This is a genomic window from Mycobacterium sp. TH-M103 (assembly GCF_057473785.1).
Map to the genome: position 1 here is coordinate 1 of NZ_JBYCLG010000196.1, position 13,053 is coordinate 13,053.

Consider the following 13,053-nt stretch of genomic DNA (forward strand, 5'->3'; position numbering starts at 1 on the left):
AAACAAATCGAGAGTCAGCTCATGCAGCGCAACTACGAAGGGTTCCTCAAGTGAGACTCGTTTTGCTGGGGCCGCCGGGGGCGGGCAAGGGCACGCAGGCCGAGAAGCTCGCTCAGAAGCTGGGTATCCCGCAGATCTCGACCGGCGACCTGTTCCGGCGCAACATCGGCGAGGGCACCGAACTCGGGCTGGAGGCCAAGCGCTACCTGGACGCCGGCGACCTGGTGCCCGCCGAGCTGACCAACCAGCTCGTCGACAACCGGCTCGACGACCCGGACGCCGCCGACGGGTTCATCCTGGACGGGTATCCGCGCTCGCTCGAGCAGGCCAAGGCGCTGCACGAGATGCTCGAACGGCGCGCCACCGACATCGACGCGGTGCTCGAGTTCCGGGTGTCGCAGGACGAGTTGCTGCAGCGGCTCAAGGCGCGCGGCCGCGCCGACGACACCGACGACGTCATCCTCAACCGGATGAAGGTGTACCGCGAGGAAACCGCGCCGCTGCTGGAGTACTACCGCGACCAACTCAAGACCGTCGACGCCGTCGGCTCGATGGACGAGGTGTTCGCCCGCGCGCTGCAAGCCCTCGGCAAATAGCGACCCCGGGCGAGGAACCATGACACCGCTGGCACGACTGCGCAGTCGCCGGGTGGTGCCGCAGCGCAGCGCCGCCGAGCTGGACGCGATGGCCGCGGCCGGCGCCGTCGTCGCCGCCGCCCTGAACGCCGTCCGTGCGGCGGCGGTGCCCGGGGCGTCGACGCTGAGCCTCGACGAGATCGCCGACTCGGTGATCCGCGACGCCGGGGCGACGCCGTCGTTCCTGGGCTACCACGGCTATCCGGCGTCGATCTGCGCGTCGGTCAACGACCGGGTCGTTCACGGCATCCCGTCGGCCGCCGAAGTCCTGGCCCCCGGGGACCTGGTGTCCATCGACTGCGGGGCGGTGCTGGCCGGCTGGCACGGGGACGCCGCGATCACCTTCGGGGTGGGCCCGCTGCGGCCCGCCGACGAGGCACTCTCGGCGGCGACCCGGGAATCGCTGGAGGCCGGGATCGCGGCGATGGTCGTCGGCAACCGGCTCACCGACGTCGCCCACGCGATCGAGACGGGCACCCGCGCGGCCGAGCGTCGCTACGGGCGCCGGTTCGGCATCGTGGAGGGCTACGGGGGCCACGGCATCGGCCGGCAGATGCACATGGACCCGTTCCTGCCCAACGAGGGCGCCCCCGGCCGGGGTCCGTTGCTGGCGGCCGGTTCGGTCCTGGCCATCGAACCGATGCTCACGCTCGGCACGGGCAAGACGGTGGTGCTCGACGACGAGTGGACGGTGACCACCTCCGACGGCTCCCGCGCGGCGCACTGGGAGCACACGGTCGCCGTCACGGACGACGGGCCACGCATCCTGACGTTGCCTGGGTGAGATCCGCGTGAACTAACCGCTCCGTCGGCTCGTTTCACCGAGCGGAGGTGATCGAGTGGCTCGGGTTGCTGGCACCGGGGCGGCGGCGGCCGAGGCCGCGCTGATGAGGGCGATCTACGACGAGCACGCCGCGGTGCTGTGGCGCTACGCGCTGCGGCTGACCGGGGACGCGAGCCACGCCGAGGACGTCGTGCAGGAAACCCTGTTGCGGGCGTGGCAGCATCCGGAGATCATCGGGGATGCCGACCGCTCGGCGCGGGCCTGGATGTTCACCGTCGCCCGCAACATGATCATCGACGACCGGCGCAGCGCCCGGTTCCGCCACGTGGTCGCCTCGACCGACGAGGTCGGAGCGCCCGAGCAGTCGACGCCCGACGAGGTGAACGCGGCGCTGGACCGGTTGTTGATCGCCGACGCGGTGGCCCAGCTTTCGGTCGAGCATCGGGCCGTGATCGAAAGGTCGTACTACCGCGGCTGGACGACGGCGCAGATCGCCGCGGACCTGCAGATCGCCGAGGGAACAGTGAAGTCGCGCCTGCACTACGCGGTGCGGACGCTGCGGCTGACGCTGCAGGAGCTCGGGGTCACCCGCTAAGGCATGACGAACCTAAGGCATGACGAGCAAGGAGAGTGATGAGATGAACGCTCGGCCAGAGGGCATCGGCCCGCCCGGTGACCGCTACGCGATGTGGGATGCCGCCTACGTGCTGGGATCGCTGTGCGCCACCGAACGCCGCGAATTCGAGGCGCACATGGCCGGCTGCCGGTCGTGCCGGGACGCCGTCGCCGACCTGAGCGGCGTGCCGGCCCTGCTTTCCCGGCTGGATCGCGAGGAGGTGGCCACGCTCGGCGAGTCGGGTCCGATGGCGACCCCGGGGGTGTCCCCGGCGCTGCTGCCCTCGCTGCTGGCGGCGGTGCGCTTTCGGCGCCGCCGCGCGCGCGTGGCCACTTGGGCGGCCGCCTCGGCCGCGGCCGTGGTGCTGGGGGTCGGCGTGCTCGGCGGCGTGCACGGTCATTCGGCGGCGCCCCCGCAGCAGGTGAGTGCGTCGTCGCAGCCGATGGCGCAGGTCGGCACCACCCTGCTCACCTCGACGGTGCGGGTCAGCGGCCGGCACTGGGGGACGTCGATCAACCTTGACTGCGTGTGCCTGGCCCCGCTGACCGCGCACCACGACACGCTGGCGATGGTGGTGGTGGGCCGCGACGGCCGCCAGACCCGGCTGGCGACCTGGGTGGCCGTCCCCGGGCAGACCGCGACGCCGGCCGGCAGCATCTCGACTCCGGTCGACCAGATCGCCGCCGTGCAGGTGGTTTCCGCCGACAACGGGCAGGTTCTGCTGCAGCGTTCGTTGTAGACGCGGTAAGAAAGAGGGTGTGACCGCCTCGAGATCGCCCAAACGGGATCCGATCGCCGCGGCGCGGGCCAACTGGGAGCGTGCCGGCTGGGGCGATGTGGCGCCGGGCATGGTCGCGGTGACCTCGGTGATGCGCGCGCACCAGATTTTGCTGGCCCGGGTCGAGAACGCGTTGCGTCCCTACGACCTGAGCTTCTCGCGGTATGAGTTGCTCCGGCTGCTGGCGTTCAGCCGCGCCGGGGCGCTGCCGATCACCAAGGCGTCCGACCGCCTGCAGGTGCACGTCACCAGCGTGACCCACGCGATCCGCCGGCTGGAATCCGACGGGTTGGTGCGGCGGGTGCCGCACCCCACCGACGGGCGCACGACGCTGGTGCAGATCACCGAGCTGGGTCGCTCGACGGTGGAGGACGCCACGGTCACCCTCAACGAGCAGGTGTTCGCCGACATCGGAATGTCCGACACCGAATCGCTGGCCTTGGTGTCGGCGGTGGACACGTTGCGGCGCAACGCCGGCGACTTTTGAGCGCGGTGGATCGCCACCGTCAGGTCGGCTGCTCGAGCTAGCCGGCGGCCCATGCCTTGGCGCGCTCGAGGTCGTCGAGCCCGAACACGGCCAGCTCGCCGGGCACCATCCACGCCAGCGCATGCAGGATGTGGGCGACCCATTCCTTGTCCGACACGACGGCGATTCGCTTGAAGGCCGAATGATGCGGCAGGACGGCGCCGAATCCCATCTTGAGATCCTCGACCAACCCGCCGGGGCCGAAACCCTCGTAATCGGATGCGATGCCTTCCACGATCCTTATTCCACCGGTTTTGAACAGCTCCTCCATGGCGGGCTTGATCTCGCGCAGTTCGTCGCCGCGCAACCGGCCGGACACCCGGATGCCGGTCACTCCCTCCGGCATGTCCGGCAGCAATTCGATCATCGGGGACTCCTTGATGGGCATAGGCCGCCGGAGTGAATTCTCTCCGACGTTGCGCGCAACCTGGGTCAGCTCGAGCGCAGCATCTCGATGACGGCGCTGAAGTCCTGGTCGGCGCGGGAGGCGTCGGACGCGATGAACTCGGCGTAGATCTGCGCGGCGTGACTGCCCAGCGGGGCCGCCGCACCGGTGGAGGTGACTGCGTCCATCGCCAGGCCCAGGTCCTTGTTCATCAGCGCCGTCGCGAATCCGGGTCGGAAGTCGTTGTTGGCCGGCGAGGTCGGGACCGGGCCCGGCACCGGGCAGTTGGTCTGCACCGCCCAGCAGTTGCCGGTTGCCCCGGTGATGACGTCGAACAGCGACTGCGCCGACAGGCCGAGCTTCTCGGCCAGCACGAAGGCCTCGCCGATCGCGATCTGCTGCACCGCCAGCACCATGTTGTTGCAGACCTTGGCGGCCTGCCCCGCGCCCGCGGCGCCGCAATGAATGACCTTGCCCGCCATGGGTTCCAGCACCGGGCGCGCCCGCTGCAACGCGGACTCCTCACCGCCCACCATGAACGCCAGGGTTCCCGCCGCGGCGCCCTTCACCCCACCCGAAACGGGGGCGTCCAGTTGTGCGACGCCGTGTGATTGCGCGAGTGCGTGGACCTCCCGCGCGTCGCTGACCGAGATCGTGGAGCTGTCGATGAACAGAGCACCGGCCCGAGCGGCCGGCAGCACCTCGGCGTAGCAGCGTTTGACCACCTCCCCGTTGGGCAGCATGGTGATGACGACGTCGGCCCCGGCGACCGCCTCGGCGGCGCTGTCGAACACCGCCACACCGTTCGAGGCCGCCGCCGTCGCCGATGCGGGCACCGGATCGAACCCGCGCACCGTGTGGCCGGCGGCAACGAGATTCGCCGACATGGGTCCGCCCATGTGGCCCAGTCCCAAAAACGCGACGGTGGAAACGTTGGTCATGGCGCCTTTCTACGCGCTGGCCCGGAACCGTGCGGCCTCGGCTCGCCCGACGACCACCCGCATGATCTCGTTGGTCCCCTCGAGGATCCGGTGCACCCGCAGGTCACGCACGATCTTCTCCAGCCCGTACTCACGCAGGTAGCCGTAGCCGCCGTGCAACTGCAGGGCCTTGTCGGCGACCTCGAAGCACGCGTCGGTGACGTAGCGCTTGGCCATCGCGCACAGCTCCACCTTGTCGGCGTCGTCGCCGTCCAGCGCACTCGCCGCGCGCCACAACAGCAGTCGCGACGTCTGCAACGCGGTGGCCATGTCAGCCAGGGTGAAGCGGATGGTCGGCTCGTCGATCAGGGCGGAGCCGAACGCCTGTCGTTCGCGAACGTAAGCGCCCGCCTTGTCGAAGGCGGCCTGGGCGCCGCCGAGCGAGCAGGCCGCGATGTTGAGGCGGCCGCCGTTGAGGCCGTTCATCGCGATGCCGAAGCCGGTTCCCTCGCCGTCGGCGCCGCCGAGCATCGCGTCGGCCGGCACCCGCACCCCGTCCAGGATCACCTGCGCGGTGGGTTGGGCATGCCAGCCCATCTTCTCCTCTGGCGCACCGAAACTCAGCCCCGCAGCGCCCTTTTCGACGATGAAGGTGGAGATGCCGCGGGGGCCCGGATTTTCTGGGCCGCCCGTGCGGGCCATCACCACATAGACGTCGGAGGCGCCCGCGCCCGAGATGAACTGCTTGACGCCGTCGAGCACGTAATCGCCACCCTGCCGGACGGCGCGGGTGGTCAACGCGCTCGCGTCGGAGCCGACACCCGGCTCGGTCAGGCAGTAGCTGGCGATGACGTCCATCGAGGCCAGCCGCGGAACCCAGATCTTGCGTTGTTCTTCGGTGCCATAGCAGTCGATCATCCACGCGCACATGTTGTGGATGGACAGGAACGCGGCGGTCGCCGGGTCGGCGGCGGCAAGCTGCTCGAAGATGCGAACCCCGTCGAGGCGGCGCAGCCCGCTGCCGCCCACGTCGTCGCGGCAGTAGATGGCCGCCATGCCGAGTTCGGCGGCCTCGCGGAGCACATCGGTCGGAAAGTGCTGGGCGGCATCCCATTCCAGGGCGTGCGGGGCGAGGCGTTTGGCGGCGAACGCGGCGGCCGTCTCGGTGATCACCCGTTCGTCGTCGTCGAGCGCGAAAAGTTCCATGAACTCGAGCGCCCTAATCCATTGTCGGGATGACGAATTCGGCACCGTCTTTGATGCCTGACGGCCATCGCGACGTGACGGTCTTGACCTTGGTGTAGAACTGGATCGACGCCGGGCCGTGCTGGTTGAGGTCGCCGAAGCCGGAGCGCTTCCAGCCGCCGAAGGTGTGGTAGGCCACCGGCACCGGGATCGGCACGTTGACCCCCACCATGCCCACTTGCACGCGGGAGACGAAGTCGCGGGCGGTGTCGCCGTCGCGGGTGAAGATCGCCACGCCGTTGCCGTACTCGTGCTCGGAAGGCAGCCGCAATGCTTCTTCGTAGTCGTGCGCGCGCACCATGCACAGCACCGGACCGAAGATCTCGTCGGTATAGATCGACATGTCCGGGGTGACGTGGTCGAACAGCGTCGGCCCGATGAAGAACCCGCCCTCGAGGTTGGCGTCACCGAACGTCAGGTCGTCGCTGCGACGGTCGCGGCCGTCGACCACGATCTCCGCGCCGGCGGTCACGCCCTGGTCGATGTAGTCGCGCACCCGCGCCAGCGCGGCCTCGGTGACAAGTGGGCCGTAGTCGGCCTTGGGGTCCAGGCTGTGTCCCACGCGCAGGTTGTTGATCCGCTCGACGAGCCTGGCGCGCAGCCGTTCCGCGGTCTGTTCGCCGACGGGCACCGCGACGCTGATGGCCATGCATCGTTCGCCGGCACTGCCGTAGCCGGCGCCGATCAGCGCGTCGACGGCCTGGTCGAGGTCCGCGTCGGGCATCACGATCATGTGGTTTTTGGCGCCGCCGAAGCATTGCGACCGCTTGCCGTGGGCCGCCGCCCCGGCGTAGATGTACTGGGCGATGTCGGAGCTGCCGACGAAGCCCACCGCCTTGATGTCGGGGTGTTCCAGGATCGCGTCGACGGCCTCCTTGTCGCCGTGGGCGACCTGGAACACGCCGGGCGGCAGGCCGGCGTCGAGAAAAAGCTCGGCCAACCGCACGGGAACCGACGGGTCGCGCTCGCTGGGCTTGAGGACGAACGCATTTCCGCAGGCCAGCGCCGGGCCGGCCTTCCACAGCGGGATCATCGCCGGGAAGTTGAACGGGGTGATGCCCGCGACCACGCCCAGGGGCTGGCGCAGCGAGTAGACGTCGATGCCCGGGCCGGCGCCCTCGCTGTACTCGCCCTTGAGTAGATGGGGTATCCCGATCGCGAACTCGATCACCTCGATGCCGCGCTGGATGTCACCGCGCGCGTCGGGCACGGTCTTGCCGTGCTCGAGCGACAGCAGCTCGGCGAGCTCGTCCATGTGGTCGTTGACCAGCTCGATGAACTTCATCATCACGCGGGCGCGACGCTGCGGATTCCATGCCGCCCAACCTTTTTGGGCTTCGACCGCCGAGGCCACGGCGGCGTCGACGTCGGCCTTGCCGGCCATCGCGACCCGGGCCTGCACCTGTCCGGTGCTGGGGTTGAAGACGTCGGCGGTGCGGGTGGACTGCCCGGTGGTGCGCTTCCCGTCGATGAAGTGGGGGATGGTTGTGGTCATGGGTGTCCTCGGGTACGCGAGAGGGCGACGGTTGATACTAGGAAATCCTAGTAAATGTTTATGGTGCCAGCAAGCCGCCTTGGCGCCCGGTCACCGCCAGCGGGGTTCCCCGCGGCGCTGCAGGCCCGTCCTCAGGTATCAGGAGAGGCTGTCGAAGTAGGTTGTCCCGGTCCCGGTGGGGTTGTAGGAGAGGTAGATCGGCATCTGCTCGAAGATGTAGTTGCCCGTGTTGAAGCCTGCGTTGGCCGACGTGACAATCGGTGCAGCTGAACCGGTGCCGGTGACCTGCTCGTAGAGCACGGTCGCTTGACCGCCGTTGACGGCCTCCACGATGATTTTCGTCCCCGCCGGCAGCGGGGTGCCGGGCGCAAGCTGATTGAGCGGGTCGGGGAGCAGGTTGCTCGGGACTCTCCCCGCAACTCCGCCGGTGTCGATAAATGCGCCGGGGGCACTTTGCAGATCGCTGTTGTTTACCTGCACCTGCAAGTTACTGGTGATGGGTGATCCTGGAACATTGGCAAAGCTTGGCAGCGGGTTGGTGCTGGCGAACTGGAAGTAGCCGCGGGGCTCGTTGATGAGCAGGCCCTGATTGAGCTGGGTCGGCAGATCCTGTACGGCGGTGGTGGCAAATGGGACGCCGCTGCGCGCGTTGGCGCCAACACCGATCAGCGTCTCGGGGGCGACGGGTCGTCCGTTGTGCACCTCGGAACTGATGACGCCAACAGCCATTGTCTGGGTGAGCATCCCATGCCCGAAATTCAGTGAGGCTCCATACAGGTTGTAAGTAACGACCGTCTGGTCACCCGGCACGCCGAAGTTGTAGGTCAGACCCTCCGCGAGCGGCGTGCCGAGGGAATTCAGGTTGACGGCCTGGGGTGCGAACAAGAGCGCGTCGGATCCGGTATCGACGGTTGCTTGCACCGTCGGTCCGCCGTTCACCGACACCTGCAAAGTGGGGCGGGTGCCGTGCATCGTCAGGGTCACGGTTGCTGGGCCTCCATCGGCGCCGGTCGCCCCCGAGTGGCCCCACAATTGGCCGCTGCCGGGGCCGCCGCTGCCGCCGATACCGGACACGACGCCGCCGGTCCCGCCGCCGCCACCGTCGCCTATTAGGAGCCCGCCGTTGCCGCCGACCCCGCCATTCCCGAGTGCCCCACCCATTCCGCCCGTGCCGCCGTCACCGAACCATTGCGCGTTGCCGCCGGCGCCGCCGGATGCGTAGGGTCCGCCGATACCGCCGTCGCCGCCGTTACCCCACAGCAAGCCCCCGGTGCCCCCGACACCGCCTCTGCCGCCAGCGGTATCCGGGCTCACCGTGAAGGTCCCGCCCTGGCCGCCGGTACCGCCGTTGCCGAAGAGCAGCGCGTTGCCACCGGCGCCGCCGGCCCCGCCCGTCCCGCCGAAACCGCCGGTGCCGCCGTTGCCCCACAGCAACCCACCGGTGCCGCCGGCCCCGCCTGTCCCGCGCTGACCTGAAAAGTCATCGTCTTCGCTGGCAATTAACGTACTTGTCAACTCGGTTAGGGGCGGCGACCCAGCGGCAGCAGGCGGTGGTCGCGGGTGAACACCAGGCGCACCAGGCCGAGGGCGACCACGACGGTGGTGGCCGCGACCGACCCCAAGATGAGGAACATCACCACCGCCTGCACGAGCACGGCCTGCACGGGCGGGACCCCGGCCAGGATGAGCCCGGTCATAGCGCCCGGCAGGAAAACCAGCCCGGTGGCTTTCGTGGTTTCGATCTGCGGGCTGATCGCCGAGCGCAACGCGATGCGCAGGTACGGTGCGGCGGCCTGCCGGGACGGTTGCCCGAGGGCGAGCCGGGCGTCGACCTCGTCGCGTTTGTCGCGCAGCTCGTCGACCAGGCGCCGGGCGACCAGCACCATGGCCGTCATCGAGTTGCCGATCATCATCCCGGCGATCGGGACCACGGTCCGCGCCTGCAGGGGGAACACCCGTAGCCCGAAGATGACCCCCAGCGTGATCGCGGCGGCCGCGGTGAACGCGACGATCGCCAGTGGCGCCAACCGAGGTACCTCCGGGGCGCGGCGGCGGGCGACGTCCCCGGCGTAGGCGACCATGCCCGCGATCCACGCCCACGACCACCACAGCGAACGGCCCGGCTCGAACAGCAACGTCAGCGCGCCGCCCACGAGCAGCAGCTGGACCAGGGCGCGCGCCGCCGCCCACAGCACCTGCCGCTCCAGGCCGAGTCGCTGCCACAGCGACACCGCCGCCGCCACGGCGACCAGCGACAGCGACGTCGCCAGCCCGACCCAGCCGACCTGCCCGTTCACCGCTTCGCCGGTCCCAGGCCAAGGCAACGGCCCGCCTCGATGCGCAGCACCCGATCAGCGGCCCGCGCGGCCTGCGCGGCGTCGTGGGTCACCCAGATGGCCGGGATGCCGTCGCGGTCGGCCAGATCGCGCACCGCGCGCTCGATCACGCGCGCCGCCTCGGCGTCCACCGCGGAGGTCGGTTCGTCGAGCAGCAGCACCTGCGGTCGCGCCATCAGGGTGCGGGCCAGGCACATGCGCTGCGCCTCCCCGCCCGACAGCGCGCCGGCGTCCCGGTCCAGCCACGACCCGGTCCCCGGGCCGGTCAGCGCCACGCGCTCCAGCGTCTCGCATATCCGCGCGTCGGAGGCGCCCGGGTCGGCGACCCGCAGGTTGTCGGCCACGGTGCCGGGAAACGGCGTCGGACGTTGGAAGCACATGCCCACCCGGCGCCGCAACGCCAACGGGTCGAGCTCGGCAATGTCGTTGCCGCAAAACAACACTCGTCCACCGGTCGGCAGCTCCAGCCGGTTGCACAGGCGCAGCATGGTCGACTTGCCCGCACCGGACGGGCCGAATATCGCCGTCACGCCCCGGCCGGGAACCGCGGCGGTGAACCCGTCCAGCGCCCGCACCCCGTCGCGCTCCACGACGACGTCGACGAATTCGAACACCGGGGTCTGGTCCACCACGACAGCTTCTCATCCGTTCCCGGCCGGGGGTGGAGCCGGCGAGGCCGGTGGGTCAGGTGTCGAAGGATATCGACCCGCCGGGGGTGGTGTAGGAGAGGTAGATCGGGTCCTCGAGGAAGGGGGTGACGCCGGTGTTGAAGTCGCCGCCGGCCGCGCTCGACACCACGGACATCTGTTGGGAGGCGGTCGTCGTGCTGTACAGCAGCGTCCCACCGGTGTTGTAGACCGAGATCTGGGTTCCGGGCTGCACGTACCCGTAGGCGTCGGTGGGCGGGTTGAGCGCTGTCGGGACGGCCCCGTACAGGCCGCCGGAATCGATGAACGCGTCACCGGTCGACTGCATGGTTCCGCCGTTGATCTTCACGTCCAGGGTGGTCACCGGCGCTCCGGTCACGGAGCCGTAGGACGGCAGCGGGTTTGCCCCGAACTCCATCACTCCACTGGGTTCGTCGAGCAGCACGCCCCGGCCGAGGCTGCCGGGCAGCGCCGTCACCGGACTCGTGCCCAGCGGGCCTCCGGCGTTCACCCCGACGCCCAGGATGGCGGGCGCCTGCGACGCCGAATAGGTGTAGCCGTTGGAGACCACCGAGGTGACAACGGCAACGGTGGTCGGCGCCGTGACGTATCCGTTACCGAAATTGATTGGCGCGCTGTAGGTGTCGTAATACTCGGTCAGGTAGTTTCCGGGCTCCCCGTAGGTGACGCTGCTGAACCCGGTGATCGCGCCCAGGTTCTGGGCGTTGACATCCTGGGGCGGCACGATGAGACCCATCGAGCCGGTGTCGACGATCACCGGCACGCTGGGGCCGCCGGCGATGGAGACGTCCGCGATCAGGCGCCCGCCCTGATACGACAGCGGCACGGAGGTCACCGGAACGGTCGGGCCGGCCGCACCGGCGAGACCGCTTGCGCCGAAAAGCAATCCGCCCCGGCCGGCGGCACCGCCGGCGGCGTTGGGCCCGCCGGTCCCGCCGTTTCCGCCGTTGCCCCACAGCCCGGCGGACCCGCCGGCACCGCCGGTCGCCCCGAGCCCGGTGCTGTTCCCGCCGTTGCCGCCGTTGCCGTAGAGGATTCCGCCTGCTTGGCCCGGCGTTCCCACGCCCTGGTTGGTGGTGTATCCGTTGGCGCCGTTGCCGATCAGCGGACGCCCGAGCAACGTGTTGGTGGGCGCGTTGACCAGCTCCAGCAGCAGTTGCGGGACGCTGGCCGCCTCGGTGTTGGCATAGCCGTCCGCGGCCGCCTGCAGCGCCTGCACGTGCTGGTCGAGGAAAGCCGCGGCGCGGGCGCCCAACGCCTGGAACCGCGCCGCATGCAGGGAAAACACCTGCGCAGCCATCGTGGACACCTCATCGGCGGCGGCCGACAGTATTCGCGTCGTGGGGCCGGCGGCCGCCGCGTGGGCCGCATCGAGCGCGGAGCTCAGCGTCGCCAGATCGTCTGCCGCGTCGGCCAGGAATTCCGGCACCGCCATCACCAACGACATCTGACCCCTCCAGCGCCATTGCCATCGAGCTGTCGCCCCCCGACCCGGCGATGAACGAATGGTAGATCTTGCCGTCGGCGAATTTAACGGAAATAGCCGGTTTTCACCGGCGTGCCCGGTCGGCGTCGGGCGCGGTTATCCGTTTCGCAGGCCGTCGATGAAGGCCCGGCTCTCCTCCCAGGTGGGCAGCACCCCGGACGCGCGCACCTCGTCGAAGCTGGGGGCCGCGGCGTCCCGGTCCGACAGGCTGGGAGCCGCCCCGTCGACCAACGGCCAGTCGATCCCCAGCGCCGGATCGGTCGCGCTGATGGTGTGCTCGCGCTCCGGGTTGTACTCGGAGGAGCACAGGTACATGATCGTCGAATTGGCTTGCAGGGCAAGAAAACCGTGCGCCAGTCCTTCGGAGATGTAGATGGTGCGGCGTTCGGAGTCGTCGAGCAGGACCGAGTCCCATTTCCCGAACGTCGGTGAGCCCAGCCGGACGTCGACGACGACGTCGAACACCGAGCCCCGCACGCACGTCACGTACTTGGCCTGGCTCGGGGGCACCTGGGCGAAGTGCAGGCCGCGCAGCACACCGGCCGAGGAGACCGAGCAGTTGGCCTGCCGGACGTCCAGGCGGTGACCGGCGAAGCCGGTGAAGTCGCGGTCCTTGAGCCATTCGAAGAACAACCCGCGAGAGTCGCCGTGAATGGTCGGGGTGATCTCCCACGCGCCGGGGATGTCGAGTTCGCGAACCTTCACTGACCACGCTCCTCGTAGCGGGCTTCGGCACCGTCCTTGAGCGGCCGCCACCACGATTCGTTCTCGCGGTACCAGTCGATGGTGGCCCGCAGGCCCGCCTCGAAGTTGGCATGCTTGGGCGCCCAACCCAATTCGTTGTGCAACGACGTCGGGTCGATGGCGTACCGCACGTCGTGGCCTGCGCGGTCGGGGACGTGGTCGAAGTCGTCGGGGTCGTGTCCCATCATCTGCAGGATCGTGCGCATCACCGTTAGGTTGTCGCGCTCGCCCTCGGCGGCGATCAGGTAGGTGCGGCCGTTCTCGCCCTTGTCCAGGATCCGCCGCACCGCGCTGTTGTGGTCCTCGACGTGGATCCAGTCCCGGACGTTGGTGCCCGCTCCGTACAGCTTCGGGCGGCGCCCGGTCAGCACGTTGGTGATCTGGCGCGGGATGAACTTCTCCACGTGCTGATACGGCCCGTAGTTGTTGGAGCAG

Annotated in this window: 15 protein-coding genes; 5 read left to right on the forward strand and 10 right to left on the reverse strand. The window is 69.5% G+C overall.

Going from position 1 to position 13,053, the window contains the following annotated elements:
• The first annotated feature begins 50 nt into the window (after positions 1-50).
• Genes AC2VOR_RS10795 through AC2VOR_RS10815 form a run of 5 tightly spaced genes read left to right on the forward strand, consistent with a single transcriptional unit; the run spans position 51 to position 3,300 of the window.
• Complete coding sequence (locus tag AC2VOR_RS10795; protein WP_369740505.1) at positions 51-596, forward strand: adenylate kinase; 546 nt, start codon at positions 51-53, stop codon at positions 594-596.
• A 19-nt stretch (positions 597-615) separates the two neighbouring features.
• The gene (map, locus tag AC2VOR_RS10800) at positions 616-1,419 is read left to right on the forward strand and encodes a type I methionyl aminopeptidase (RefSeq protein ID WP_369740504.1); all 804 of its coding nucleotides are present in this window, start codon (positions 616-618) and stop codon (positions 1,417-1,419) included.
• Positions 1,420-1,474: 55 nt separating this feature from the next.
• Complete coding sequence (locus AC2VOR_RS10805) at positions 1,475-2,014, forward strand: sigma-70 family RNA polymerase sigma factor (protein ID WP_369740503.1); 540 nt, start codon at positions 1,475-1,477, stop codon at positions 2,012-2,014.
• Between the two features lie 43 nt (positions 2,015-2,057).
• The gene (locus tag AC2VOR_RS10810) at positions 2,058-2,774 is read left to right on the forward strand and encodes an anti-sigma factor family protein (RefSeq protein ID WP_486963769.1); all 717 of its coding nucleotides are present in this window, start codon (positions 2,058-2,060) and stop codon (positions 2,772-2,774) included.
• A gap of 19 nt (positions 2,775-2,793) precedes the next feature.
• Positions 2,794-3,300, forward strand: coding sequence for a MarR family transcriptional regulator (locus AC2VOR_RS10815; protein WP_369740500.1), 507 nt, complete (start codon positions 2,794-2,796; stop codon positions 3,298-3,300).
• A gap of 37 nt (positions 3,301-3,337) precedes the next feature.
• On the opposite strand, the gene AC2VOR_RS10820 is transcribed toward AC2VOR_RS10815, so the two are convergent.
• From AC2VOR_RS10820 to AC2VOR_RS10865, 10 genes are all read right to left on the reverse strand, one after another.
• Entirely contained in the window at positions 3,338-3,706 is a 369-nt protein-coding gene (locus tag AC2VOR_RS10820; protein ID WP_486963770.1) for a SpoIIAA family protein, read from the reverse strand.
• Positions 3,707-3,771: 65 nt separating this feature from the next.
• The gene (gene mmsB / locus AC2VOR_RS10825) at positions 3,772-4,665 is read right to left on the reverse strand and encodes a 3-hydroxyisobutyrate dehydrogenase (protein WP_369740497.1); all 894 of its coding nucleotides are present in this window, start codon (positions 4,663-4,665) and stop codon (positions 3,772-3,774) included.
• Positions 4,666-4,674: 9 nt separating this feature from the next.
• Positions 4,675-5,850 carry an acyl-CoA dehydrogenase family protein gene (locus AC2VOR_RS10830; protein WP_369740495.1) on the reverse strand — a complete coding sequence of 392 codons (1,176 nt, stop codon included), beginning with the start codon at positions 5,848-5,850 and terminating at the stop codon, positions 4,675-4,677.
• 13 nt (positions 5,851-5,863) lie between these two features.
• Positions 5,864-7,384, reverse strand: a complete 1,521-nt coding sequence (locus AC2VOR_RS10835) for a CoA-acylating methylmalonate-semialdehyde dehydrogenase (protein ID WP_369740494.1) — start codon at positions 7,382-7,384, stop codon at positions 5,864-5,866.
• Positions 7,385-7,522: 138 nt separating this feature from the next.
• Entirely contained in the window at positions 7,523-8,899 is a 1,377-nt protein-coding gene (locus tag AC2VOR_RS10840) for a PecA family PE domain-processing aspartic protease (RefSeq protein ID WP_486963771.1), read from the reverse strand.
• A gap of 5 nt (positions 8,900-8,904) precedes the next feature.
• Entirely contained in the window at positions 8,905-9,681 is a 777-nt protein-coding gene (locus AC2VOR_RS10845) for an ABC transporter permease (RefSeq protein ID WP_486963772.1), read from the reverse strand.
• Positions 9,678-10,352, reverse strand: coding sequence for an ATP-binding cassette domain-containing protein (locus tag AC2VOR_RS10850; RefSeq protein WP_486963773.1), 675 nt, complete (start codon positions 10,350-10,352; stop codon positions 9,678-9,680). The genes AC2VOR_RS10845 and AC2VOR_RS10850 overlap by 4 nt, the downstream gene beginning before the upstream one ends.
• A 52-nt stretch (positions 10,353-10,404) precedes the next feature.
• Positions 10,405-11,835, reverse strand: a complete 1,431-nt coding sequence (locus AC2VOR_RS10855) for a PecA family PE domain-processing aspartic protease (protein WP_369740489.1) — start codon at positions 11,833-11,835, stop codon at positions 10,405-10,407.
• Positions 11,836-11,970: 135 nt separating this feature from the next.
• Positions 11,971-12,579, reverse strand: coding sequence for a dTDP-4-dehydrorhamnose 3,5-epimerase (gene rfbC, locus AC2VOR_RS10860; protein ID WP_369740488.1), 609 nt, complete (start codon positions 12,577-12,579; stop codon positions 11,971-11,973).
• On the reverse strand, positions 12,576-13,053 hold a 478-nt coding region (locus tag AC2VOR_RS10865; protein ID WP_486963774.1), incomplete at its 5' end, for a GDP-mannose 4,6-dehydratase. The genes AC2VOR_RS10865 and rfbC, both read right to left, overlap by 4 nt.